We start from the raw sequence: 25,115 nt of genomic DNA, 5'->3' as shown, positions 1-25,115 counted from the left end.
TCCCTTTCGCCGCAGGCGAAGGGGAGGGCTGGGGAGGGGTGCTTTTTGATCTCAAGGAGCTGCGCGATATGGACACGTTGCGATCCAGGGCACGGAATCTGCGCAACAGCCCGACGGACGCAGAGCGCGCTTTGTGGCGCGTGTTGCGCGGCAAACAGCTGGAAGGCTTTCGCTTCCGCCGCCAGGTTCCCGTCGGTGGCTACATCGCTGACTTCCTGTGCCCACGATTGAAGCTGATTGTGGAGCTGGACGGCGGCCAGCATGCGGAGCAGGTTCCGTACGACCAGGCCCGGACGGCGGCACTTTCGGTTCTGGGCTATCGCGTGCTGCGCTATTGGAACGATGATGTGCTGTTGCAACGGGACGCGGTGACAGACGATATTCATCGGCATTTGATGGCGATGAATGCCGCAAGTGTGTTTGACGGTAATGGCAAAAGCACCCCTCCCCAACCCTCCCCTTCGCTGCGCGAAAGGGAGGGGGTTCAAAGTAACGACGAAGGCAGCTACGAATGAAGATCCTCGTTACCGGCGGCGGCGGTTTCCTCGGGCAGGCGCTGTGTCGCGGCCTGCGCGAACGCGGGCATGACGTCGTCAGCTTCAACCGCGGCCGCTACGATGCGCTCGATGCGATCGGCGTGGCACAGGTGCAGGGCGATCTGGCCTCGCGCGACGCCGTGATCGCCGCCGCGCACGGCTGCGACGCGATCTTCCACAACGCGGCCAAGGCGGGCGCGTGGGGAAGCTACCGCAGTTACTTTGATGCGAATGTCGCGGGCACCCAGAACGTCATCGACGCCTGCCGCGCGCACGGTGTCTCCAGGCTGGTCTACACCTCCACGCCCAGCGTCACCCATCGCGCGACGCATCCGGTCGAAGGCGGCACCGCCGACACCGTGCCCTACGGCGAGCATCTCAAGGCGCCGTACGCCGCGACCAAACTGATCGCGGAAAAACTCGTGCTGGCCGCGAACGACACCGCGCTCGCGACCGTCGCCCTGCGTCCGCGCCTGATCTGGGGCGTGGGCGACAACCAGCTGTTGCCGCGACTGGTCGAACGCGCGAAGGCCGGTCGCCTGCGCTTCGTCGGCGATGGCCACAATCGCATCGACACCACCTACGTCGAAAACGCGGCGCAGGCGCACTTCGACGCCTTCGAGCGCCTGGCCAGCGGCGCCGCCTGCGCCGGCCGCGCGTACTTCATCAGCAACGGCGAGCCGAAAACCGTGCGCGAGATCGTCAACGGGCTGTTGCAGGCCGCGGGCGCGCCGACGGTCGACAAGACGATTCCCTTCGGCGTCGCCTACGCCGCCGGCGTGGTTTGCGAAGGTCTGTGGCATGCGTTGCCGCTCAAGGGCGAGCCGCCGATGACGCGCTTCCTTGCGGAGCAGTTGAGCACGACGCACTGGTACGACATGGGCCCGGCGCGACACGACTTCGGCTACGTGCCGAAGGTGACGATCGCCGAGGGGATGGCGCGGTTGGCGGCGGCTTATCGGGGTTAAGTAAGAGCCTGCATTTCAGTCTCCCTGCGCGCTGCGGCGCGTTGTAATGAATCGACGCGTGAGAAGTCCGGCGGCGCGGTGGCGCGGCTACAATGCGCCCATGACCGAACGCGCCTCGCCCCTGGATTCGCTCAAGCCGCTCGCCGGCCGCGCGCTGGAAACCGCACTCAACCAGGCGCTCGCACTGGACCCGGACACCCGCGATGCGCTGCGGGCGCTGGACGGTCGCAGCATCGCCCTGCACCTGGCCGCGCCGAAGCTGGCGATGCAGGTGCGCGTAAGCGGCGAACGACTGGAAGTCGGTCCGGCGCCCGAAACCGGCGAAGCCGACCTGTTGGTACGCAGCACGCTGGGCGGTCTGATCTCTCAGCTTCCGTTCTTCCGCAACGACAACGCGCCGCCGGTGGGCAAGCTGCGCATCGAAGGCGACGCCGATCTCGCCCGCCGGCTGCAGCGACTCGCCGAACGCTTCGATCCCGACTGGCAGAAGCCCTTCGCCGCGGTGTTCGGCGATGTCGTGGGCGTGCAGATCGCCAACGCGCTCAAGGCGGCACTGGCGCACGCGCGCGACGCTGCCGGCGCATTCGCCACCAACGCCGCCGAATACGTCACCGAGGAATCCCGCGACGTGGTTGGTCGCGATGAACTCAACGCGTTCCATGACGACGTCGACACGTTGCGCGACGACGTCGATCGCGTTGCCGCACGCGTGACTCGCCTCATTGCCGCTGGTCCGCACGGGAGCGTGCGCGCATGACCCCGGTGTTCCGCGCCTGGCGCATTGGCCGCGTGCTGTTGAAGTACCGCCTCGACGACCTGCTCGACGGCACGCCGCTGGAGCGCTGGCTGAAAATCGCGCGGCCGTTCGTGCCCGGCATCGCACCCAGCGTGGCGCAGATGCCGCGTGGCGCGCGGCTGCGTCTGGCGCTGCAGGAGCTGGGGCCGATCTTCGTCAAGTTCGGACAGATCCTGTCCACGCGCCGCGACCTGGTGCCGACTGACATCTCCGACGAGCTCACGCTGCTGCAGGACCGGGTCGCGCCGTTCGACGGCGAAATGGCGCGCAACCTGGTCGAGCTCGCGCTTGGGCGCGACATCGACGTCGCCTTCGCCAGCTTCGACACCACGCCGCTGGCGTCGGCTTCGATCGCACAGGTGCATGCGGCCACGCTGCACGCGCAGGGCGACACCAAACCACGCGAAGTCGTGGTCAAGGTGTTGCGCCCGCAGATCGAGAAGCAGATTGCCGCCGACATCGCCCTGCTCAACTCGGTGGCGGCGCTGGTCGAACGCACGCATCCCAATGCCGACAAGATCCGCCCGCGCGAGATCGTGGCCGAGATCCAGAACACGCTCGCCGCCGAGCTCGACCTGCAGCGCGAAGGCGGCAACGCCAGTGTGTTGCGTCGCTTCTGGACCGACAGCGACGACCTCTACGTCCCCGAGGTGATCTGGTCGCACACCGCCGACTGCGTGCTGACACTGGAACGTGTGTATGGCATCCCGTCGGACGACATCGCTGCCCTCGACGCCGCCGGCATCGACCGCCACGCGCTGGCCGCCAAGGGCGTACGCGTGTTCTACACGCAGGTGTTCCGCGACAACTTCTTCCACGCCGATGCGCACGCCGGCAACATCTGGGTCGACGTCGACCCGGCGCGAAAGGCGAACCCGCGCTTCATCGCGCTCGACTTCGGCATCATGGGCCAGCTCTCCGACGAGGATCAGTACTACCTCGCCGAGAACTTCATGGCGATCTTCGGCCGCGACTACCGCCGGATCGCCGAACTGCACGTGCAGGCAGGCTGGATGCCGGCGCATACACGCATCGACGAGCTGGAAGCCGCCGCGCGCGCCGTGTGCGAGCCCTACTTCACCCGGCCACTGAGTGAGATCTCGCTGGCGGAAGTGCTGGTCAAGCTGTTCCGTACCGCGCAACGCTACGAACTCACGTTGCAGCCGCAGCTGATCCTGCTGCAAAAGACCCTGCTCAACATCGAGGGCGTCGGTCGCCAGCTCGACCCGAAGATCGACATCTGGGCCGTCGCGCAACCGGTGCTTTCGAGGATCCTGGTGGATCGTTACAGTCCGCAGCGCCTCGCCGCCGAATTCCGCAAGCGCCTGCCCGAGTTCGTCACCCATGCGCCGGAGATGCCGCGCCTGCTGCATGCGTGGCTGCAACAGCAGGTGGAAGGCCGGCATGCGCTGAACATGCAATCGTCCGACGTGCGCGAACTCACCAACGCGATCCGCTCCGCGCAGCGACGCACGATCGCGGCGATCTTCGGCACCGGCCTGCTGGTGGTTGCATGCCTGCTGTATGCGCTGGAGGCGGGCGGTCCGCGCCTGTTCGACGTGCCGGCATCGGCGTGGATCGCGGCGTTGGGCGGCTTGTGGGCGCTGCGGGCGTCGTGGCCGCGGCGTAGCTGACGCGCTGCATCGACGCCGCGCGTCAGCAACGAACCAGCAGCCCCGTACGCAGCAACGCATCGACGTCGCGCGGGTCGACCGGGGTGTCGCCCTCCAGAGTGAAGCCATAGGCGCGGCCACTGTGCGGTCCGCGCAGGAACAGGCGGGGGCGCGTGGCGCAACGCAGGCGGGTTTCGCTCGCGTCGGGAGCGGGTGAGGGCGCGGGCACCACTGGCGCACCGCGCGCGATGGAAGCCGTGCTGAGCGCTGCGCGCTTTCGTCCGCAACAGGACATGTCAGTTCGCTCCCCGGTCAGGTGAAGTTGCGCATTCGCTGAGCCGTTCCAGCAGCGCGGCGCCGCCGGAAATCGCCAGCCATGCGGCGATCCAGCGCGCGACGTCGTTTGCCAGAAGGAACGCGAACGGGATTGCGAGCCACAGGCTCAGGCAGTAGACGCAATCCATGGCGCGACCCAGCATGCCGTCGCCCAATGCCACGCGCAGGCGGACGATCAGGTCGAAAGGGCCGTCCTCGCGCGCGAACAGGTGCGCGACGCGCCAGGTGGCGAGTACGGCGATCAGTAGCGTGGTTGCGGCGGGCCAGTGGGTGGGATTCATCGCGCATGTTCCCTTTGCGTGGGGCGATTGGGCGGGTGGTGTTGAGGAACGGGTTGCGCGGAACGTCACGCGCGAAACGAATCGGTGCAACTCGAAACATCGAGCATGGCCAGGCTGTTACCTCGAAGTTCCGGCGCAGCGGACCTTCTCCACTGCGCCGGACTCCCCTGCTACATCAGTTCCTGCTACGTCAGTTCATGTCCACGACCGAGAACGAGAAGTTCGGGTCGATGTGGATGTCGCCGCGGTCGTATTCCCACGCCGGCATTGCGAGGTGGCCACCGTCGTAGCCGCTCGGACTGATGGCACGGCTCACCACATGGCCGGCGAAGGAGTACGTCCCTTGCGCCGCAGCCGCGGACAGGCGGTAGATCGCCTGCAGCGTCTCGCTGTTGTCGCTGGCGGTGGTGTACCAGTGCTCGGTCGTGCCGCTCTGCAGCGCGAAGTTACCGTTGCCGCATCCGGCCGCGGTAAGCGTGGCCGAACGCAGATGGCGCGCCGACGCGGACAGGGTGACGCGGAACTCCAGGTCCGCCGGCACCACGCCGCGTTTCACCACCGGGCAGTTGCCATCGAGCAGCTGGAACGCACCGCCGCCGACCTTGCGCCATTCCACCGTCATCGGGCCGCTGGGCGCGCTGTTGTCGACGTTGAACGCGATCTCCGCCGAGCTGTCCATCACCGTACCGCCACTGCCGACTTCGACCTTCAGCACATAGCGCCCGTTGGCGAACGAACCCGTCGGCCAGTCGAGCAGGATGTCCTGCGGCAGGAACGGGTTGGGGCCCGCCGGCAACGCGATCGGATACCAGCCCTGCGCGTCGGACGCCGGGTAGTGCCATTGCGGATTGCCGCTGCCGTCGAGGCGGAACAGTGGCCAGGTCAGGCCGACGAATGGCGCGTACGACGTGAACGTGGCGCCGTTGTCGTTGCTGTACTTGAACATCACCCGGTACTGCGTGGCTTTTGCGTTCGTCTTGTTGCAGCCGAGCAGGGTGACGACGCCGTAGAACGGCGTGGTCGCATCGGGATTGGGCAGCGGATCGCTGATCAGGCCCGAAGGATGCGGGCGGTTGGAACGCAGCATGTAGCCTTCGGCCGCGTTGTAGAGCGTGGGCTCGTTCGCGACCGGCACGCGACCGGCCAAGACGATCGCCGGATCGTTCGCGCACGGCACGCCGTCGAGGTCGCCACAGGCCAGCCCGGCGCGTGCGTTGGGACCGGCATGCAGGGTGAGCGGACCGATCGCGCCGGCGTTCCAGCGCACCTGGAAATGGCCCTCGGCGTAGATCGTTTCCTCGTCGCCATCCCCATCGGTGTCCTGGGTGACGCGGAAGCTGATGTCGGGCACGTCGAAGATCGCCTTCCATTCCGGGACCAGGATGTCGAAGCAACGCTTGAACGGGCCGATGTAGCGGCGCAGGTCGAAATCGCGCAGGACCTCGTCGTTGAGCTGCAGGCGCGCGGCCAGTGAATCGCGCGCCGCGTCGTACTGCACGACTTCGTCGCCTTTACCGCGCGGCCGGACCTGCATTTCCTTCGGTAGCGGCGGCGGGATCGGTTGCGGAAACGCGGCGGCATCGAGCGCCGCATCGAGCGCGACACGACTGTCGCCGAACCCCGCGGCGGCATCGGCGCGCGCGATCGAACGCGCAGCGTCGCGGCCGATGTGGTCCTCGATGCGCCGGATCAGTACGCCGCGATCCAGGCGGACGAACGGTGCCGGATCCGGGCCGGGTTGCGGGATGGGCGGGATGGGTTCGCGAGGAATCAGGTCGTCGAGGATGTCGCGGATCGACGGGCGTTCAAACGCGATCGGCAGGCAGATGCGTTCGTGGCGCCAGCGCAGCACCCAGTCGATGTCCCAGCGCGGGATCCATACGCAGAAGTTGCCGCATTCGTCGGTCTTCGCGGTGGCGATGACTTCGCGGTGGCAGCGGAACGGGAAGTACCACGCCCACTTCGAGACCACGGGGAAGTAGCCCAGCAGCGAACAGTCGGTGTCTTCGACATGCACGGTGGCATAGGGCACCGGATATTCCATGCCGGTGGCGGGATCCTTCTTCACGACGCGACCGCAGACCCGGCGGAACAGCAGCAGCATCGGGTCGATGCGGAAGCGGAACTTCTCGCCGATCTCTACGGTGGTGAGGCCGGTGAGCTCCCTCGCATCGAGGTCGCTCATTGCGGCAAGGCGTTGTGCCTGGAGGGAGGTGAGTTTGCGCTGGTCGGGGGCGACGTCCCGGGCCGGTTTCTTGCTGGTGGAGGTCATGTGCAGATCCTTGGCAGTGCCGTCAATGGCCGCGCTCGTCATGAGTCGCGATCTCGTGAGTCCCTTCAGGTGGGCCATCCGGGCCTCACACACTTGCAAACGCGGCCGCGTTTGCGATAAGGACAGTGTTGCACGTCGCGCTGCGATTGCCGTTCATGTCGATGGAAACTGAATGGGCATGCATGCAAAGCAATGGCCGCGTGCGATGGAAAAACGCGTAACCGCGCGCGGAGGACAAGGTGCGTGGCCGCATAATGCGCAGCCATTACTTCATCACTTCCGTGCACATGTCGATCGATTCCGCGCAACCCGTTCTGTATGCCGACGACTGGCTCGCGGTGGTGAACAAGCCCGCGGGACTGATGGTCCACGACAGCAAGCTGGCGGGCGGCGAAACCGACTTCCTCGCCGATCGGCTGCGCGAACAGTTCGGGCGACCGATCTTCCTCGTGCATCGACTCGATCGCGCGACCAGCGGCTGCCTGCTGCTGGCGTTCGATCGCGACACCGCTTCGCAGCTGGGACAGGTGGTGATGTCGCGCGAAGTGGAGAAGGACTACTGGGCGGTGTGTCGCGGCTGGCCGGAGGAGCAGCATTTCGTCATCGACCACCTGCTCGATGGCGGGCCGGGAAAGCCCGCGAAGAAGCCGGCAATCACGCGTTTCACCCGACTGGCGACATGCGAGCTGGCGATGCCGTCACAGGGATTCGAGACCTCACGTTACGCGCTGTTGTGCGCGCAGCCGGAAACCGGGCGTTTCCGCCAGATCCGTCGTCATCTCAAGCACGCCTTCCACCATCTGATCGGCGACACCAGCCACGGCGACGGGCGCCACAATCGCAACTTCCGCATGCTCGGCGTGCATCGCATGCTGCTGCACGCGCGGCGACTGGCGTTCACCCATCCGCATACGGGTGCGCGTATCAGCGTCGAGGCGCCGGTGGACGCGGAGTTCGCAAAGGCGCTGGCGTTGTTCGGCTACGAAGCGTAGGGCGGGCCTTGGCCCGCCATCGCCCTGCCGCGAACCTGGTTGCGGCGCCGGACGATGGCAATGCAATCGCTCGATGTCGTGCGGGCGATGCTTGCGTGAGCGCGCGTGATTGCGATACGTGAAAGAAAGTTGCTCGGCGATTCCGTGGCGGGTCAAGACCCGCCCTACAATCCCCGCATGCTGCAGATCTCCGACACCGTGACCATCCCCGACGACGAACTGGTCGAACGCTTCGTGCGTTCGTCCGGTCCGGGCGGACAGAACGTCAACAAGGTGGCGACTGCGGTGGAACTGCGCTTCGACATCGCGCAGTCGCCATCGCTGAGCGAGCCCGTCCGCGAGCGGCTGCTGGCCAGGCGCGATCGGCGCGTCACCGACGACGGTGTGCTGGTGCTCAACGCGCAGCGCTTCCGTACCCAGGAGCGCAATCGCGAGGACGCGCGTGAGCGCCTGGCTGCCTTCATCGAGACAGGGTTGAAGGCGCCGGTGCCGCGCATTGCGACCAGGCCGACGCGGGCGTCGAAGCAGCGCCGGCTGACCGCCAAGCGCGAGCGCAGCACGATCAAGCAGGGACGGACGGGGCGCGACTGGGATTGATGGCCGCAGCGGGCGTGCGAGGCTGCGCTTTCCGGCGCCTGGATCGCCGGAAGCCTTGTCCCCCGCCGCTGATCGCGGCTGCCCGCCGGCCATACGCAAAGGTACGCATTGAACCGGACAATCGGACACAATCGGCGGAATCGCGCCGTGAGGACCGCATGTCCGACACCCCTGAGCCCCTACTGCCGTCGTTGCCGCCCAGCGCCCCGCGCGTGCGCGGCGGGGCGTTTTCGCGCTGGGTCGGCCGTACCGCGCTGCGTCTTGGCGGCTGGCGCGTGGTCGGCGAATTTCCCGACCTTCCCAAGCTGGTGCTGATCGGCGCGCCGCATTCGTCCAACTGGGACGGGATCTGGGGCATGGCCGCCAAGATGGCGTTGGGCCTGGACATCACGATCCTCGGCAAGGACTCGCTGTTCAAGGTGCCGGTGATGGGGTTCGTGCTGCGCCAGCTGGGCGCGGTCCCGGTCGATCGCCGCGCCGCGCATGGTGTGGTCCAACAGTCCGCGGAGATGATGCGGCGCGCGGAGCGGTCCTGGTACGGGCTGGCGCCGGAAGGCACGCGCAAACCGGTGGAGCGCTGGAAGACCGGCTTCTGGAAGATCGCCAAGGCCGCCGGCGTGCCGGTGTTGCCGGCGTATTTCCACTACGGTCGCCGGATCATCGGCATCGGCCCGACTTTCGATCTGGGCGATGACATGGCCGCCGACGTGGAGCGCATCCGCGGCTGGTATCGCGGTGTGTCGAAGGGCAGGCATCACGACGTGTAGGGCGGGTCTCGCCCGCCATCGCCGCGTGGGTGTTTTCGTCGTGCGGCTCTGCTGCCGCATCCCGGCCCCGCATGTGGCGGGTCGAGACCCGCCCTACCGCTCCGATTGCCCCGTCGCGTAGTAATCGCCGCGCTCGAACAGTGCCGGCTTGATCAGCTCGGTGAAGGCCCGCGCCTGTGGCGACAGGAACTTGCCCTTGCGCACTACCACGCCATAGCTGCGCGCCGGGAAGTACTTGCCCAGCGAGCGCGCCGCCAGCCGCTCGCGATCGGCATCGGTGAGGCAGATCGCGGTGACGATGCTGATGCCCATCCCCATCGCCACGTACTGCTTGATCACCTCCCAGCCGCCGACTTCCAGCGCCACGGTGTAGGGCACGCGGTTCTGCTGGAACACCAGGTCGACCAGGCGGTACGTGGTCAGGCGCTGGGGAGGCAGGATCAGGCCGTACGGCGACAGGTCCTGCAGGGTGAGGTTGGCCTTGCCCGCGAGCGGGTGGTCACGCGGGGTGATCAGCATCGGGTCGAAGCGGTACACCGGCGCGTAGTCCAGGTCGGCGGGCACGTCCAGCATCGAGCCCACCGCCATGTCGACCGTGTCCGACCGCAGCAGCTCCAGGCCGCCGGCGCCGGTGACGTTGTGCAGGCTCAGGCGGATGTCCGGATAGCGGGCCTTGAAGGCTTCGACGATCTTCGGCAGCAGGTACAGGATCGTCGAGCTGCCGGCGGCGACGTGGAGTTCGCCCGCGTCCAGGCCACCCACGCGATGGCGGAACGCGGCGTCCAGCCCGTCCAGGCCCTCAACCAGCGGTCGGGCCAGTTCGTACAGCTCCTGGCCCTCGCGGGTCAGGGTGATCCGGCGGCCGCTGCGCTCCAGCAGGCGCACGCCGTATTCGCGCTCCAGCGCCTGCAGCTGCAGGGTCACCGCCGGCTGGCTCAGGTACAGCGCCTCGGCCGCGCGCGTTACCGACCCCAGGCGAGCGGTCTGGCAGAACGCCCGTAGCGGTTTGAGGCGGTCGCCCTTGTAGGCGAAGCGCAAAGTGGAGGTCGGTTTTCTGGCCATTTCTATGACGATATTAGTTTTCCAAATGAATCGTATTGTTAAAACTTGATTGTCTTATACAAGACTGAGTCGCATGGTCTGAGTCCAGTACGCAGGGACTCCCACCATGTCGGCCGTCATCAAAGAAAGCACCCCCACCGCTCCCGAGTCCGGAACGCCCGGCCTGACCCTCACCGCCTACGTTGAGGGCCAGGAGCAACTGCTCTGCCCGCAGGCCCAGGACTTCCTGGCCGGCCTGCACCGCCGTTTCGAACCCGCCCGCCAGGCCCGCCTGGCCGCCCGCCGCGAGCGCCAGGCGTTCTTCGACGCCGGCGGCCTGCCCGACTTTCGTGCCGACACCGCCGCCATCCGCGCCGGCGGCTGGCGCGTCGCCCCGTTGCCGGCGGCACTGCTGGACCGCCGGGTCGAGATCACCGGCCCGACCGACCCGAAGATGGTCATCAACGCGCTCAACTCCGGCGCCAGCTGCTACATGGCCGACTTCGAGGATTCCACCGCGCCGACCTGGGCCAACCTGATCGCCGGCCAGCGCGCGCTGCGCGAAGCCGTCGCCGGCTCGCTGGAGTACACCGCGCCCACGATCAACGGCGTCTTCGGCAAGCACTACACCTTGCGCCCATTCGCCGAGCAGGCGGTGCTGCTGGTGCGCCCGCGCGGCTGGCACCTGGACGAGAAGCACGTGCGGGTCGATGGCGCGCCGATGTCGGCCTCACTGTTTGACCTGGGCCTGTTCGCCTTCCTCAACGCCGGCCTGCTCGCCGCCGACGACCGCGGCCCGTACTTCTACCTGCCCAAGCTGCAATCGATGGAAGAGGCGCAGCTGTGGAACGACGTCCTCGACCACATCGAAGCCGAACTCGGCCTGCCCAACGGCCAGATCAAGGTCACCGTGCTGATCGAGACGCTGCCGGCGGCATTCGAGATGGACGAGATCCTGCACGCGCTGCGCGGCCGCATCGCCGGCCTCAACTGCGGCCGCTGGGACTACGTGTTCTCGTACATCAAGACCTTCCGCGCGCACCGCGACAAGGTGCTGCCCGAGCGCGGCCAGGTGACGATGACGCAGCCGTTCCTGCGCGCGTACTGCGAGCTGCTGATCCAGACCTGCCACAAGCGCGGCGCGCACGCGATGGGCGGCATGGCTGCGCAGATCCCGATCAGTGGCGACGACGCCGCCAACGAAACCGCAATGGCGAAAGTCCGCGCCGACAAGCTGCGCGAAGTCACCGCCGGCCACGACGGCACCTGGGTCGCGCATCCAGCGCTGATTCCGCTGGCGAAGCGGATCTTCGACGAACGCATGCCGGCCGCAAACCAGCACGGCGTGCGTCGCGAGGAAGTCATCGTCACCCGCGACGACCTGATCAAGCCGTCGCTGGGCACGATCACCCGCGCCGGCTTCGAGGGCAACGTTGAAGTCTGCGTGCGCTACCTCGCCGCGTGGCTCGACGGCAACGGCTGCGTGCCGATCCATCACTTGATGGAAGACGCCGCGACGGCAGAAATCGCTCGCACGCAGTTGTGGCAGTGGCTGCACCACGCCGATCTGCGCGACCCGGCGCCGCGCGGAGCACACCCGCAGGGAGCCAGCCTGCACCTGGACGACGGCAGCGAGGTCGACTTCGCCCTGTTCGAACGCGCGCTGATCAACCTGCCGACGAAGCTGGGTGATCGCACCAAGCTGCCCGGCGGCAGCCGCATTGCCGAAGCGATCGGAATGCTCGATCGCCTCACCCACGCCGACACGCTCGAAGAGTTCCTGACCCTGCCGGCCTACGCGCGGCTGGACTGACCTGCTCCCCTATTTCGCAAACACCCGCAACCACCCCACACGAACGGCATCGCGTTCGGAACACGACCACAAGGCCCGCCACCATGACCAAGCTCCCCACCGCCGACCAACTCCGCCACGACTGGCAAACCAACCCGCGCTGGGCCGGCATCACCCGCCCGTACAGCGCCGAGGACGTGGTCCGCCTGCGCGGCACCGTGCCGGTCGAACATTCGATCGCCAAGCTCGGCGCGCAGAAGCTGTGGAACTCGCTGCACCGCGAGGACTTCGTCAACGCGCTCGGCGCGCTGACCGGCAACCAGGCGATGCAGCAGGTCAAGGCGGGCCTCAAGGCGATCTATCTGTCCGGCTGGCAGGTCGCGGCGGACGCGAACATCGCCGGCGAGATGTACCCGGACCAGTCGCTGTACCCGGCCAACTCGGTGCCGATGGTCGTGCGTCGCATCAACAACACGCTGCTGCGCGCCGACCAGATCCAGTGCGCGGAAGGTGGCGGCGACGTCGACTTCCTGCAGCCGATCGTCGCCGATGCGGAGGCCGGCTTCGGCGGCGTGCTCAACGCGTTCGAACTGATGAAGGGCATGATCGAAGCCGGCGCGTCCGGCGTGCATTTCGAAGACCAGCTCGCCTCGGTCAAGAAGTGCGGCCACATGGGCGGCAAGGTGCTGGTGCCCACCCGCGAAGCGGTTGAGAAGCTGGTCGCCGCGCGCCTGGCCGCCGACGTGATGGGCGTGCCGACGCTGATCGTCGCCCGCACCGACGCCGAAGCCGCCGACCTGCTCACCGCCGACATCGATCCCAACGACCAGCCGTTCACCACCGGCGAGCGCACGGTCGAAGGCTTCTACAAGACGAACAACGGTCTCGATCAGGCGATCAGCCGCGGCCTGGCCTACGCGCCGTACGCCGACCTGGTGTGGTGCGAAACCGGCAAGCCGGACCTGGAGTTCGCCCGCAAGTTCGCTGAGGCCATCCACGCGAAGTTCCCGGGCAAGCTGCTGGCCTACAACTGCTCGCCGTCGTTCAACTGGAAGAAGAATCTCGACGACGCCACGATCGCGAAGTTCCAGAAGGAAATCGCGACCTACGGCTACAAGTTCCAGTTCATCACCCTGGCCGGGTTCCACAGCCTCAACTACGGCATGTTCAACCTGGCGCACGGCTACGCACGCCGCCAGATGAGCGCCTTCGTGGAGCTGCAGGAAGCCGAGTTCGCCGCCGCCGAGCGCGGCTTCACCGCGGTCAAGCACCAGCGCGAAGTCGGTACCGGCTACTTCGATGCCGTGACCCAGACCATCCAGAACGGCCAGTCGTCCACCGTCGCGCTCAAGGGCTCCACCGAGGAGGAGCAGTTCGAGCAGCGTGCTGCCTGAGCGGGCGGCAGGTCTGTCACAAAGCCGGCCCACCCTGGCGCCAAATGCGGCACATGACAGCGCTTCGCCGTGGGGCTATGTTCGAGAGCCCCACGCCGGGGTATGGGGGCCGGCGATCCTAGGAGCCAAGACCATGCGTGCGTTGACGTTTCTCGTACTTGCTTTCGTATCCTGTGCGGTTGCTGCGTTCGGCCCGGCACGGATGCCTCCCAACATCGCCGATATCGTGGCGAACCAGCAGCAGATCCGCGGCGAACTGGAACAGCGCAAGGGCGTGTTCAAGAAGATGCCCGAACGCAAGCGTTACGAGTTCGAGCAGAAACAGACCCAGCTGCTGACCATCCTGGACGGCAAGCAGAACTGGGATGAAGACCTGAGCGCCACGGAAAAGACCGACGCCTTCAACGCCATGGAGTGGATCAACGCCGCGGTGACCGAAGCCGAGCAGGACCGCGTGGTCTGCGAATCGCGCAAGAAGCCCGGTAGCAACCTCACCACCCGCGTGTGCCGCTCGGTTCGCGAGATGGACGCAGCGCGCGACAACGCGAGGCAGATGATCGACGACCTCGGTCGTTGCTCGGGCAACGGCTGCCAGAACGGCGGCTGATCCGGAGCGGGAAAACCCGGTGCGTGCCAGCCTTCAAGACGCTGGCACCGCCCTGGGGGTGGCCGCAGGCGTCATCCTCTTGCGTTGACGCCAACAAGCGGGTGCTATCCTGACCCACCTCCGCAGGGCCGGGGACGTGTGGATGAAGCGTGATAACGCGGCTGTGATGCCGCGAAGCGATGCGCCCGCGGCAGCGAGCGCCGATGCGGTGGCGTCCGATGCGGCGACCGCCACGCTGACGGCTGCCGAATACGCCCTGTTCGCCGAAGTCGGCCGCGTCCGCCGCTGCTATGGCGGCGAGGTCCTGTTCCGCCGCGGCGACCTGGGCACCACGATGTTCGTCATCGCCACTGGCGCGATCGACCTGGACTTCGGCGACGACCTGATCTCCAAGCGCTTGGGCAGGTTCGAGTTCTTCGGCGAACTGGGCCTGCTGATCGGCGACCACGCCCGCAGCGCCGACGCCGTGGCCGCCACCGACGGCGAGCTGATCGAGCTGCGACACGAGGAATTCCAGCGCCTGGTCGACCGCAACCCCGGCCTGGTCTCCCATTTCCTGCGCCGCGCGATCATGCGCGTAGTCCTGAACGAACAGGGCCTGATCCGCCGCCTGCGTCGCCGCAACCAGGACCTGCAGTCCGCGCTGGATTCCCTGCGCGCCACCGCACACCAGCTCAACCAGACCGAAGAACTGATCCGCACCGACGAGCTCACCGGCCTGCACAACCGCCGTGGTCTCGCCCAGCACCTGGCCGATCGCCGCCGCAACGGCGCGTTGAGCGGATTGGGCCTGCTCCTGATCGATTGCGACCGTTTCAAGGAAGTCAACGACGAGCACGGCCACCTCATCGGCGACCGCGTGCTGCAGAGCGTCGCCAGCATCCTGCGTTCGGTGGTGGCCGAAGGCGACATCGCCTGCCGCCTGGGTGGCGACGAGTTCTGCCTGCTGGTGAAGGCCGACAGCCGCGACGCGGTGCTGGGCTTCGCCGACTTCGTCACCACCACCACCCGCGGCCTCCTGCAGGTGCCGCGCCACAACGAGCCCGGCCAGGTCCCGCTGATCTGCACGCTCAGCCTGGGGGCCTGCCTGGTGGATGCCGACCGCGACTGGAATGACTGGTACGCCCAGGCTGACATGGCGCTGTACCGCGCCAAGCGCCTGGGTGGCAATCGCGTGGAATGGCAGGACGACGCTTACGCGCCGGCATGAAGCCGGCAGAAGGGACCATGGATACCGGTTACGCACAGACTTCGCCCGAGCCCCTGCCTGAGCCCGCGCCGCGCGCCGGGGTCAACGCCCCACAGCTACGCACCCTGCTGCTGACCGACCTGGTCGACTCGACCAGCCTGGTCGAACGCCTCGGCGATGGCCCGGCCAGCGACCTGTTCCGCGCCCACGACCGCCTGGTCCTGCAACTGCAGCAGCAATGGCGCGGCCGCCTGATCGACCGGTCCGACGGCCTGCTGCTGCTGTTTGAACGCCCCATCGACGGCCTCGGCTTCGCGCTCGATTACGCGCGCGGTCTGGAAACCCTGGGCACGGACAACAAGCTGAAACTGCAGGCCCGCGCCGGCCTGCACGTCGGCGAAGTCCTCACCTGGCGCAACAGCGACGAAGCCGTCAACGTCGGTGCCAAGCCGCTGGAAGTCGAAGGTCTGGCCAAGCCCATGGCTGCCCGCCTGATGGCGATGGCGCGCCCGGGCCAGATCCTGCTCTCGGCCGTGGCCGAACCGCTGGCCCACCGCGCCGCGCGCGAACTGGGCGACCGCGGCCAGCATCTGGTCTGGAAATCCTGGGGCCGCTGGCGCTTCAAGGGCGTGCCCGAGACGCAGGAAATCTTTGAAGTCGGCGAACCCGGCGTCGCGCCGATCCGCGTCCCGATCAGCTCCCCGAAGGCCTGGCGCGACATTCCGCTGTGGCGTCGCCCCGCCGCCCTCGCCGCCGAAATAGCGCTGCTCGTCGGCGGCGCGATCGGCGTGTGGTTCATCACCCAGCCCGCGCCCGCCATCGCCTTCAACCAGCGCGACTGGGTCGTCGTCGGCGACCTGCGCAACCTCACCGGCCAGAGCGCGCTGGACGATTCGCTGGAACAGGCCTTCCGCATCAGCCTGGAGCAGTCGCGCTACGTCAACGTGCTCAGCGACCTCAAGGCGCGCGACACGCTGACCCGCATGCAGCGCCCCGATGACACCGTGCTCGACCGCGCCATCGCTTCCGAGATCGCCCTGCGCGACGGTGCGCGCGCGGTGATCCTGCCGACCGTGGCCGAAGTCGGCGGTCGCGTCCGTGTGAGTGCGGAAGTGATCGATCCGCACACCCAGGCGACGGTGTACGCCGAGTCAGTCGATGGCAAGGGCGTGGAGTCGGTGTTGGGTTCCATCGACCAGGTCACCGCATCGCTGCGCGGCAAGCTGGGCGAGGCGGTGAAGTCGATCGAGAAGGATTCGGAGCCCTTGCCGGAGGTGACGACGAAGAATCTGGATGCGTTGCGGGCTTATGCACTCGGTCAGAAAGCCTATGCACGCAACGCCTACGGGGAAGCATCGCAGCTGTTCGAACGTGCGACAGCCCTGGATCCGACCTTCGCGCTGGCGTGGTTGGGGCAGATGCGGGCAAAGTACGCGCAGGTCAACTCGCCGGCGGCGATAGCACCATTGAGGAAAGCGCAATCGCTTCGCGACCACTTGCCACCACGTGACGCGATGTATTTGGATGCTTGGGCGGCAGAGTTCGATCATCCCGCAGAGGCCACTTCGAGATGGATCGAGCTGGCGAAGCTGTATCCAGGCTATTTCCCTGCACAGGGCAACGCCGCGTTCTGGTTGTATGAAGAGAATCGCTTCGCTGAAGCCATTCCGCATGCTCGGGCGGCAGCGGTTCCTCAGAACGAGCTGGCGCCGAAAGATCATGATGCTCTCGGCCGCATATTGCTGGGAAGCGAGGACTTCGAATCGGCTGCGCATGCATTCGATAGGGCGATGTCGCTGGGGTTTAGTAGCAGCCTGCGACGACGCGTTGCGGTTGAAGCCGCCAAGCGCGACTTCATGGCGGCGCGACGCATCGCGCGCAAATTGCCCGCGAACGACCGGCATTCTCGGATTGAGCTAACTAGCCTCGCGATCGACCAGGCAAAATGGCATCAGGCGCAGGAAGATTCCAAGGAAGCGTTGGCCCTGGCTGCGGGTACTGGCTTCGATCATCGATCCCTCCTGCTCTCTGCGGCGACTGCGGACTGGTTCGCTGGCAGGAAGGATGAGGCGTTAGGAGCCGCGCAGAGCGCAGCACACCAAGCGCTCCAATCCTTGGCACAGCCGGAAGATGCGGACAGGAAAGATGATGCGGCGCTCGCTATGTCGGCTGGCCTGCTAGCGTTGCGCATGGGGGATCGCCAGACTGCCGCCGAAGTAAGGGAGGCACTGGCACGTCAACCTGAGCTTATGAGAACGCCAGTTCTCTCGGAGCTTTTCCTGGTGCTTGGCGCGGAAGAGAGTCGCGTGTCCGGGAGACCAGAGAAAGCTCTCGATGCGTTGCGCCCCCTCATCACGGGACATGAGCGCTATCAGACACGCGTTGTACTTATGGAGTCATTGGCTGCCGTAGGGCAGCATGAGGCGGCACTTGAGAATGCCCGTTGGCTGCAACGGCGACGGGGACTTGCCTATGCCGAGTTCGAGTGCGGCTACTGCTTGCAGGCACTGAACGTTGCGGATAGCAACATTGCTGCACTGAGGGAAGCTGAGCTCCTTGCTCTGACGGAGCAAGGCACGGAGACGGTCAAAATCGCCTTGAGAGGCTTTGACAGGCACTGGCCTGCCAAAGCCCTTCCCGACTACTTGAGGGATCGACGTTCCGCGGTAATTGCCGCGTCCAAGCTCGGTGAGCTTTGAGCAAGGCCTTTGGTTAACATTGCCCGAATCTCAGCACGGGCGGCCGAAATGACTTCCTTGGATGCAAGGTTCTGAACCTTGCAGTCGATCAGCGCCTCAGGCATCGCCACCGGCATCGTGCCGCATGCTGTCATCTGCGCCGGCGCCGGCTTCTGGTAACCGACCTCGTAAAGTGCTGAGCCGGGATCCGCCTGGAAGCGGGCGCGGTACGCATCGTCGGTGCTGAGCAAGTCCAGCAGGCGGTCCGCGACTTCCGGGCTCAGCGGTGCGGATTGGATCTTGTTAGCCATTGCTCATCCCCTGGTTAGGCCCGACACGGGCTAATGCTGGGGGAATCTAGCGCCGTTGGGTCAGGTGAACAACCCGAAAGCCAAGGGACTCAAGCCGCGCACCTGATTCAGAGACAAAAGAAGCCGCCCGAGGGCGGCTTCTGACAATCTGGGAAACCACATTTCACTTCCGGTGATACGCGCCAGCGATGCTGGCGTCCAGTTGTGGCGAGGTTTGGCTGAGTCCCTGAGTCAGCATGTACCGAATCTCCTCCCGCGCCCGTGCAATCTCCTGCTTCGAAGCCAGTTCAATCCCCCAGAAGCAGCCCTCGGGCGAAGGCGAGTCGGTCGCGTTGACGAACCCCACCTGCGCCAACGCCTGGCCGGGGCTGCGCATGAACAGCGCGCGAAAGTCGTCGTCGCTGGCGAGACGGTCCAGCAGGCGATCAGCAACCTGCGGGTCGATGGGGGCGCTGCGCGGCCGGGCGGCCAGCGCCGGTGAAGTCCGGTTCGTATCCATTGCGATGGTTTGCATGACGGTCCCTTGCGTGGTGGAGAATGCGTGGCCAGCGCGGCCGCGCCGGCTCCGCACCCTACTTCTCGTCCGGGGGGGGGGCGCAAGCACAATGCCGGACCTCGAATCGTCGGGATGGGAGTGGGAAATGCAGGTCCGCCGTTGCAACACCGTGTTCGTGGAACCGCGCGAGGAAGTCGGCTTCGATCTCAACGAGCTGCTCAGTGGCGGCAACGGCCTGTGTCGTGAACTGCGCTGGCTCGCCCTGGCGCCGCATCGTGGCGAAGAGGTCGAGATCGATGTAGCCGAGCGCGAACTGCTCGGTGCGCTCAGTCCCAGCCGCTGGATAAACGTCGCCGAACTTGGCGCGCATCCGGTCGCTGCCGTCGAACGCCTGCTGCACGAAGGCCTGCTGATTTCCGACGTCGAGGTGGCGGACGACGACGCTCAGGCAACCTGGCGTGAACGCGATGAGGCGATGCGCGCCACTTATTGGCATCCGCTGACCGCCGTGCAGAACGCCTTCTCCCGCTGGCGCGACGTCGATGCCGTCAAGAACATGGACGACAGCCACACCCGCACCGCCCGCGACATGCGTGAAACCCTGGGCATACCGCCGACCGAGTCGGTGCGGCGCGTGGATCCCGCCCGGGCGCTGCCGTTGCCGCGCGCGCCGCGCAACGAATTCGACGCGCTGCTCGCGCGCCGCGCCACCTGCCGCAACTGGGACACCGAGCGGCCGTTGTCGCATGCGCTGTTCGCGCAGATGCTCGAACGCGTGTTTTCCGCACAGGGCGAGGTGCGCACCTGCGAGGACATGGCGTTCTTCAAGAAGACCAGTCCGTCCGGCGGTGGCCTGCATCCGATCGAGGCCTACCTGATCGTGCAGAACGTCGAGGGCGTCGCACCCGGCCTGTACCACTACCAGGCCCGCGACCATGCGCTGGAACCGCTGCCGACGCCGGAAGGCCCGCTGCGCGAACTGATCATGCGCGCGGTGGCGCAGCAGCACTGGTTCGCTGACGCGCACACACTGGTGCTGCTGTCGCCGCGCTTCGATCGCATGTTCTGGAAATACCGCCAGCACGCCAAGGGTGTCCGCGTGGTCACGCTGGAAGCGGGACACTTCTCGCAGACACTGTACCTGTCGGCGACGGACCTGGGACTGGGCGCGTTCATCACCGGTGGCATCAACGACCTGGTACTGGAAGAAGCGTTTGGCCTGGATCACCTGAGCCAAGGCACGCTGGCGATCTGCGGCTTCGGCTGGCGTGGCGAGGAAATGGTGACGGCGGAACTCGATCCGGTGGGCGAGGTCTGGCGGCTGGACGAATAGGCCGCGCACTTGCATCGCCGAACTTTTGCTCGGCGCTGCCATGCATGAAGGGCCGATTGTGCGGAGCGTGTCACTACAGAAGCCATTTGCGAGTGCAGTGCCTGGCAAGCTCGGCACCAGGCAGGCTTCCGCTTCGGCTGAGGCGTTCAGTGGAGTCCAGCTTCCGCACCGTCATCCCCGCGAAGGCGGGGATCCAGCGTCGTTTGTTATCAGGACTTGTTCCGTTCGTCGGCACGAGGAGGCACTGGATCCGATCGACCCCATGATCCCCGGCGCGGCCGGCAGGGGTCGACTGACGTCCACGCCAGCAGCGCGCTCGCAGCTACCAAGGTAGCTCGACGCCGCAACCAGCATCCAGCAGCGCCGTCAGCGACATGTTCGCGCGGTCTTACGCCGCGTCGGTACCCCGATCCGCGCGGCGATATCCCAGCGCTTCGGTCAGGTGCGCTGTCTGGATCTGCGGACTCTCCGCCAGGTCAGCGATGGTGCGGGCTACGCGCAGGATGCGATGGATCGAGCGCGCCGACAGTTGCAGGGCGTCGACCGCGCGTTCCAACAGGGCATGGTCGCGGTCGGCCAGGCGACAGGCGGTGTTGGTTTCCGACTGGCTGAGCCGCGCGTTGGCAACACCGGCGCGTTGGTGTTGCAGCGCGCGTGCCTGCACAACGCGGGCGCGGATGTCGGCGCTGCTTTCGCCGCTGGGTGCGTCGGGTCGCAATTGCGTCGGCGGCAGGCGCGGGACGTCGACGTGCAGGTCGATGCGATCCAGCAGTGGTCCGGAAATGCGCGCGCGATAGCGACGGATGTTGTCCGGGCTGCAACGGCAGCGACCGCTGCCATCGCCGGCCCAACCACACGGACATGGGTTCATCGCCGCAACCAGTTGGAAGCGGGCGGGAAATTCGCTTTGTCGTGCCGCGCGCGAGATGGTCACCGTGCCGGATTCAAGCGGCTCGCGCAGGACTTCGAGCGCGCGGCGATCCCATTCGGGAAGTTCATCGAGAAAAAGAATTCCGTTGTGCGCCAGCGAGATTTCACCGGGACGCGGCTGCGCGCCGCCACCGACAAGCGCGACGGCGCTGGTGGTGTGGTGGGGCGCGCGATACGGGCGTTCGCGCCAGCGTGTCGGGTCGAGGCCACGGCCGCTGACCGAGGCGATCGCCGCGGTTTCCAGCGCTTCGTCCTCGCTCGCTTCCGGCAGTACGCCCGGCAGGCGCGAGGCCAGCAATGTCTTGCCACACCCTGGTGGCCCGATCAGCAGCAGGTGATGGCCGCCGGCGGCCGCGATCTCCAGCGCGCGACGCGCGTGCGTCTGGCCACGCACGTCGCTCATGTCCACGCCCATGTTGCGCACCGTGGGCTGCGCTTGTGCGCGCGGCAGCGACTTGCGCCCGTCGAGCATCGCGCACACTTCCAGCAAGGTGCGTGCGGTGCTGACTTCGACCTGCGAGGCGAGCGCGGCTTCCGCGCCATTGCCCGCGGGCACGACCAGCTTGCGCCCCGCCTGTGCGGCAGCGAGCGCCGCGGGCAGCACGCCGTCGATCGCGCGCAACTCGCCGGTGAGGCCGAGTTCGCCGAGGAATTCGTAGTCGCCCAGCGCCTCCAGCGGGATCTGTCCGCTGGCCGCCAGGATGCCCAGCGCGATGGGCAGGTCGAAGCGACCGCCGTCCTTGGGCAGGTCGGCGGGCGCCAGGTTCACGGTGATCACGCGGGCGGGGAATTCGTACTGCGCGCAGGTGATCGCGGCGCGCACGCGGTCCTTGGCTTCGCGGACGGCGGCCTCGGGCAGGCCGACGATCGACATGCGCGGCAGGCCACCGGAGAGGTGCACCTCCACCCGGACCTCGGGCGCACGCACGCCCGTTCGCGCACGCCCGTGCACGAGTGCGAGGTTCATGGCGGTGCGCTCAGTGGCGCGGCGTGTCGGTGTTGCCGGCGGTCGCGCCGGACAGCTGTGCTTCGAGTTCGGCGACGGTGCGCTGCAGTTCTTCGAGCTTCTCGCGGGTGCGCAGCAGCACGGCGCGCTGGACTTCGAATTCCTCGCGCGTAACCAGGTCGAGTTTGCCCAGGCCGGTTTGCAGCACGGCCTTGAAGTTCTGTTGCAGCTCTTCCTGGCCTTCGCGCAGGCCAGGCGGCACCAGCGCGCTGAGGCGGCGGGCGAGGTCGTCGAGCGGGTTGAGGTCGATCATTGGCGCGGGCTCCTTTTGGTTGCGCCCAGCTTCGGACCCCGGGTCGGGGCCGCGCAGTCGGCGGTCGCCGCGCTGCCGGGTAGGAAAAACCTGATGGCCATTGTAGGGCGGGTCTCGACCTGCCGTTCCGACGGCGACGGAACGGTCGGTCCATTCGCATTCGTGCGTGGCGATGGAGTTGCGGGATGGCGGATGGCGGGTCGAGACCCGCCCTACGCCGTTGGTAGGGGAATGATCACGACGAGACGGCATGCCGCGGCCAAGCTGCGAACGCCTCCCGCGCTCGCCGATCCTGCCCGCGCGGCTTATCCTCGCCGCAGTAACAGGAGATAGTTGCGATGAAGATGGTCATGGCGGTGATCAAGCCGTTCAAGCTCGACGACGTGCGCGAAGCGCTGGCCGAAGCCGGCGTCGCCGGCATCACCGCCACCGAGGTCAAGGGCTTCGGGCGCCAGAAGGGCCACACCGAGCTCTATCGCGGTGCCGAGTACGTCGTGGACTTCCTGCCGAAGATCAAGCTGGAAGTCGCCGTCACCGACGACCAGGTCGACGTGGTCGTCGAGTCGATCATGAAAGCCGCGGGCACCGGCAAGATCGGCGACGGCAAGATCTTCGTCTGGGAGCTCGATCGCGTAGTGCGGATCCGCACCGGCGAGATGGACGGCGACGCGTTGTAGTCGCGTCGTGGCGCGCAACAGGCGCGCCAGCCGTGGATCACGGTCGAGGCGGTAGCAATCCGTTCGGACCGGCGTCCGGTCGCGTCGATTGCATTCGTACTGGCGATTTCGGATCGCCCCGACGGCAGCCGCTGCACCGATTGCGTTTGTCCGCGGAGTCCGGCCCAGGTGGCGGCGCGCATGCCGCAGTGGTTGCGGGTGCCTGATGCCGACGTCGCGGCAAAACACTCAGACTTCCGAGTCCACCCGGTTGCGGCCGCCTTCCTTCGCGCGGTACAGCGCGATGTCCGCGCGGTCGATGACGTCGTGCACGCCGTCGTCGCCGGGGCGCAGCATCGCCAGGCCGACACTGATGGTCACGGACAGGTCGGCGGCAATGTCCGACAGGTCCAGCCCGGCGACGGCGTCGCGCAGGCGTTCGGCGACGTGAGTGGCCGCCTCCACGGGTGTGTTCGGCAGCAGGGTGACGAACTCCTCGCCGCCAATGCGGCCGAGCAGGTCGTTCTGGCGCAGCACCGCTTCGCAGGCGCGGGTGACGCGCACAAGCACCAGGTCGCCGGCGGCGTGGCCGTGGCTGTCATTGATGCGCTTGAACCAGTCCAGGTCGAAGGTGAGCACCGCCAGCGGCGTGTTGTTGGCGCGGGCGTAGGCGACGGCTTCGCGGGAAGCGACTTCGATGTGGCGGCGATTGGCCACGCCGGTCAGTGCATCGGTGAGGGCCAGCGCGTTGATGCGACGCATGCGCCGCAGCTGCCGCCACAGCAGGCCCAGCAGCAGGGCCAGCAGCAGCGCGCTGCTGATCAGCGCTGCCAACTGCCAATGGCTGGCGCGTTCGATCGCGTCCAGGCGTTGCCGCTGGGCCCGGCTGTCGGCCTGGAGCTGGGCGTTCTGCAGGTCGCGGCGGGCGGTGTCGAACTGGTACTGCAGCAGCAATGACTGCTGGGTGCGGCTGTCGTCGTTGAGCTTCTGCCGTCCGGTGCGTTCGAGCTTCAGGTCATCCATCGCCGCGCGGTAGTTGCCCAGCGCCTCGTGGCTTTGGGCGCGCGCTTCGTACAGCTCGACCAGGTAACGCAGGTTGGTGTCGGCGCTGAACGCGCGGGCGGATTCGTCGTAGTGGGTCAGCGCAGTGGCGTGGTCGCCCTGGCCGGCGAGCAGCTGTCCCTGCACCAGGTGCAGCATGCCGTCGTTGGAGCGGTCGCCCTTGAGGTCGAAGCCGTGCCGCGCCGCCGACAGCGCCAGCAACGCCTGGTCGAATTCGCCCTTCTTGACCAGCGATTGCGCCATGGCCAGCTGCGCGGCCGCGGCGTCGTAGTCGATGCTGTGCTCGGCCGAGATTTCCAGCACGCGCCGGAGCACGGCCAGGGCTTCGTCCTGCTGGCCGCGGTCCTGGTGCAGGAAGGCGGTCTGCAGCAGCGATACCGTCAACGAACTCCAGACCCCTTCGCGTTCGGCGAAGGCGATGCTCTGGCGCAGGTAGTCCATCGCCTTGTCGTAGTCGCCCATGCGGCGATAGGCGACGGCGATGTCCTGCAGGGTGGACTCGGCTTCCTTGTCCAGGCCGGCGTGGGCGTAGACGCGCTGGGCCTCCAGCATGTCCACGAGTGCCGCCGCCTGTTCGCCGCGCAACGAGCGCAGGCTGCCGCGGTGGGTGAGGGCCTGCGCCAGCAGGCGCGGTTCGTTGTGTCTGCGGGCCAGGGTCAGGGCGGCCTCCACCGGGACCAGCGACTGGCTCATCTGGCCGGTGCCGTCGATGTAGCTGGCCTCGCACAGGCCGAACCGGATCTGGTTGCCGACGTCGTGCGCCCGCACCGCGTCGGCCATGCCGGCGCGCGCGTAGGCCAGTCCGGCGCTGGGCGGGCCCAGGTCGTCGTAGTCGCAGCGGAAGGCGCGCAGGCGCAGCTCGCGCGGCGGGTCGTCCTTCGGTCGCAGCGCGTCGATGCGGGAGATGATGTCGCGGATTTCCGGGGTGCTGGTGACCACCACGTCGCCGCGTTCGACGTCCTCGACCAGCTTGTCGAACTGCTTGGGGTCGGGCCCGGCTGCCAATGCCACCTGGGCCGGCACGTCCGCGGACGCAAGCCAGCCCAAGGTCATCAGTAGCGGCAGCAACCCCCGTGCGCGCAAGACATCCCCCCGGATCGAGCGCAGGCGACCGTGACAGCACGATCGTCCGCCCGGCAACGTAACACAGGGGTCCAGCGCGGCAATGAGACGGTTTCAGCAGTCTGGAGGCGCGATGGCGCCCACCGG

At 67.1% G+C, this 25,115-nt stretch carries 23 protein-coding genes; 14 read left to right on the top strand and 9 right to left on the bottom strand.

Going from position 1 to position 25,115, the window contains the following annotated elements; genetic code table 11:
• Positions 1 to 38: 38 nt before the first annotated feature.
• From ACYVD7_RS11125 to ubiB, 4 genes are all read left to right on the top strand, one after another.
• Positions 39 to 515 (top strand): endonuclease domain-containing protein, encoded by a 477-nt coding sequence (locus ACYVD7_RS11125; RefSeq protein ID WP_460763005.1) that lies wholly within the window; start codon positions 39 to 41, stop codon positions 513 to 515.
• A complete protein-coding gene (gene oleD / locus ACYVD7_RS11120) occupies positions 512 to 1,504 on the top strand; it encodes a 2-alkyl-3-oxoalkanoate reductase (RefSeq protein ID WP_460763003.1) in 993 nt (330 codons plus the stop codon). Before ACYVD7_RS11125 ends, oleD begins: the two co-directional genes overlap by 4 nt.
• 100 nt (positions 1,505 to 1,604) lie before the next feature.
• Entirely contained in the window at positions 1,605 to 2,261 is a 657-nt protein-coding gene (locus tag ACYVD7_RS11115) for a ubiquinone biosynthesis accessory factor UbiJ (RefSeq protein ID WP_460763000.1), read from the top strand.
• Positions 2,258 to 3,934 carry a ubiquinone biosynthesis regulatory protein kinase UbiB gene (gene ubiB / locus ACYVD7_RS11110; protein ID WP_460762997.1) on the top strand — a complete coding sequence of 559 codons (1,677 nt, stop codon included), beginning with the start codon at positions 2,258 to 2,260 and terminating at the stop codon, positions 3,932 to 3,934. The genes ACYVD7_RS11115 and ubiB overlap by 4 nt, the downstream gene beginning before the upstream one ends.
• A gap of 22 nt (positions 3,935 to 3,956) precedes the next feature.
• On the opposite strand, the gene ACYVD7_RS11105 is transcribed toward ubiB, so the two are convergent.
• From ACYVD7_RS11105 to ACYVD7_RS11095, 3 genes are all read right to left on the bottom strand, one after another.
• Positions 3,957 to 4,208, bottom strand: a complete 252-nt coding sequence (locus ACYVD7_RS11105; RefSeq protein WP_460762994.1) for a hypothetical protein — start codon at positions 4,206 to 4,208, stop codon at positions 3,957 to 3,959.
• 1 nt (position 4,209) lies between these two features.
• Positions 4,210 to 4,530, bottom strand: coding sequence for a DUF1360 domain-containing protein (locus ACYVD7_RS11100; protein ID WP_460762991.1), 321 nt, complete (start codon positions 4,528 to 4,530; stop codon positions 4,210 to 4,212).
• Between the two features lie 190 nt (positions 4,531 to 4,720).
• A complete protein-coding gene (locus tag ACYVD7_RS11095; RefSeq protein ID WP_460762989.1) occupies positions 4,721 to 6,802 on the bottom strand; it encodes a hypothetical protein in 2,082 nt (693 codons plus the stop codon).
• Positions 6,803 to 7,056: 254 nt separating this feature from the next.
• Here ACYVD7_RS11095 and ACYVD7_RS11090 point away from each other — a divergent pair, with 254 nt between their 5' ends.
• From ACYVD7_RS11090 to ACYVD7_RS11080, 3 genes are all read left to right on the top strand, one after another.
• Entirely contained in the window at positions 7,057 to 7,794 is a 738-nt protein-coding gene (locus ACYVD7_RS11090; protein WP_460762987.1) for a pseudouridine synthase, read from the top strand.
• 177 nt (positions 7,795 to 7,971) lie between these two features.
• Positions 7,972 to 8,391 carry an alternative ribosome rescue aminoacyl-tRNA hydrolase ArfB gene (gene arfB / locus ACYVD7_RS11085; protein ID WP_460762984.1) on the top strand — a complete coding sequence of 140 codons (420 nt, stop codon included), beginning with the start codon at positions 7,972 to 7,974 and terminating at the stop codon, positions 8,389 to 8,391.
• A 158-nt stretch (positions 8,392 to 8,549) separates the two neighbouring features.
• Positions 8,550 to 9,158, top strand: a complete 609-nt coding sequence (locus tag ACYVD7_RS11080; protein WP_460762981.1) for a lysophospholipid acyltransferase family protein — start codon at positions 8,550 to 8,552, stop codon at positions 9,156 to 9,158.
• A gap of 93 nt (positions 9,159 to 9,251) precedes the next feature.
• On the opposite strand, the gene ACYVD7_RS11075 is transcribed toward ACYVD7_RS11080, so the two are convergent.
• Complete coding sequence (locus ACYVD7_RS11075) at positions 9,252 to 10,220, bottom strand: LysR family transcriptional regulator (protein WP_460762979.1); 969 nt, start codon at positions 10,218 to 10,220, stop codon at positions 9,252 to 9,254.
• Between the two features lie 106 nt (positions 10,221 to 10,326).
• On the opposite strand from ACYVD7_RS11075, the gene aceB reads away from it, so the two are divergent.
• From aceB to ACYVD7_RS11050, 5 genes are all read left to right on the top strand, one after another.
• Positions 10,327 to 12,012, top strand: coding sequence for a malate synthase A (aceB, locus tag ACYVD7_RS11070; protein ID WP_460762976.1), 1,686 nt, complete (start codon positions 10,327 to 10,329; stop codon positions 12,010 to 12,012).
• An 83-nt stretch (positions 12,013 to 12,095) separates the two neighbouring features.
• Positions 12,096 to 13,385, top strand: coding sequence for an isocitrate lyase (aceA, locus tag ACYVD7_RS11065; protein ID WP_460762974.1), 1,290 nt, complete (start codon positions 12,096 to 12,098; stop codon positions 13,383 to 13,385).
• A gap of 202 nt (positions 13,386 to 13,587) precedes the next feature.
• Positions 13,588 to 13,992, top strand: coding sequence for a hypothetical protein (locus tag ACYVD7_RS11060; protein WP_460762972.1), 405 nt, complete (start codon positions 13,588 to 13,590; stop codon positions 13,990 to 13,992).
• A 142-nt stretch (positions 13,993 to 14,134) separates the two neighbouring features.
• Positions 14,135 to 15,202 (top strand): diguanylate cyclase domain-containing protein, encoded by a 1,068-nt coding sequence (locus ACYVD7_RS11055; RefSeq protein WP_460762970.1) that lies wholly within the window; start codon positions 14,135 to 14,137, stop codon positions 15,200 to 15,202.
• 17 nt (positions 15,203 to 15,219) lie between these two features.
• Positions 15,220 to 17,880 (top strand): putative peptide modification system cyclase, encoded by a 2,661-nt coding sequence (locus ACYVD7_RS11050; protein ID WP_460762967.1) that lies wholly within the window; start codon positions 15,220 to 15,222, stop codon positions 17,878 to 17,880.
• Here the strand turns inward: ACYVD7_RS11050 and ACYVD7_RS11045 are convergent.
• Both ACYVD7_RS11045 and ACYVD7_RS11040 read right to left on the bottom strand, forming a co-directional pair.
• Positions 17,823 to 18,170: an NHLP-related RiPP peptide gene (locus tag ACYVD7_RS11045; RefSeq protein ID WP_460762964.1), complete on the bottom strand. Its 348-nt coding sequence runs from the start codon at positions 18,168 to 18,170 to the stop codon at positions 17,823 to 17,825. The two genes, ACYVD7_RS11050 and ACYVD7_RS11045, sit on opposite strands and share 58 nt — an antisense overlap.
• Positions 18,171 to 18,333: 163 nt before the next feature.
• Positions 18,334 to 18,684 carry an NHLP-related RiPP peptide gene (locus tag ACYVD7_RS11040; RefSeq protein WP_460762962.1) on the bottom strand — a complete coding sequence of 117 codons (351 nt, stop codon included), beginning with the start codon at positions 18,682 to 18,684 and terminating at the stop codon, positions 18,334 to 18,336.
• 127 nt (positions 18,685 to 18,811) lie between these two features.
• On the opposite strand from ACYVD7_RS11040, the gene ACYVD7_RS11035 reads away from it, so the two are divergent.
• On the top strand, positions 18,812 to 19,999 hold the full coding sequence (locus ACYVD7_RS11035) for a putative peptide maturation dehydrogenase (protein ID WP_460762959.1): 1,188 nt from the start codon (positions 18,812 to 18,814) through the stop codon (positions 19,997 to 19,999).
• A gap of 388 nt (positions 20,000 to 20,387) precedes the next feature.
• Here ACYVD7_RS11035 and ACYVD7_RS11030 read toward each other — a convergent pair whose 3' ends face one another.
• Entirely contained in the window at positions 20,388 to 21,896 is a 1,509-nt protein-coding gene (locus ACYVD7_RS11030) for a YifB family Mg chelatase-like AAA ATPase (RefSeq protein WP_460762954.1), read from the bottom strand.
• 10 nt (positions 21,897 to 21,906) lie between these two features.
• Positions 21,907 to 22,188 carry a ubiquinone biosynthesis accessory factor UbiK gene (ubiK, locus tag ACYVD7_RS11025; protein ID WP_460762951.1) on the bottom strand — a complete coding sequence of 94 codons (282 nt, stop codon included), beginning with the start codon at positions 22,186 to 22,188 and terminating at the stop codon, positions 21,907 to 21,909.
• A gap of 338 nt (positions 22,189 to 22,526) precedes the next feature.
• Between ubiK and ACYVD7_RS11020 the strand changes: the two genes are divergently transcribed.
• Positions 22,527 to 22,865: a P-II family nitrogen regulator gene (locus ACYVD7_RS11020; RefSeq protein ID WP_460762948.1), complete on the top strand. Its 339-nt coding sequence runs from the start codon at positions 22,527 to 22,529 to the stop codon at positions 22,863 to 22,865.
• A 228-nt stretch (positions 22,866 to 23,093) separates the two neighbouring features.
• On the opposite strand, the gene ACYVD7_RS11015 is transcribed toward ACYVD7_RS11020, so the two are convergent.
• Positions 23,094 to 24,959, bottom strand: a complete 1,866-nt coding sequence (locus tag ACYVD7_RS11015; RefSeq protein ID WP_460762945.1) for a diguanylate cyclase — start codon at positions 24,957 to 24,959, stop codon at positions 23,094 to 23,096.
• Positions 24,960 to 25,115: the final 156 nt, after the last annotated feature.

The organism is Lysobacter fragariae (assembly GCF_054779775.1).
Note: the sequence above shows the minus strand (reverse complement) of the source record. Positions and strands in the feature narration are given on the sequence as shown.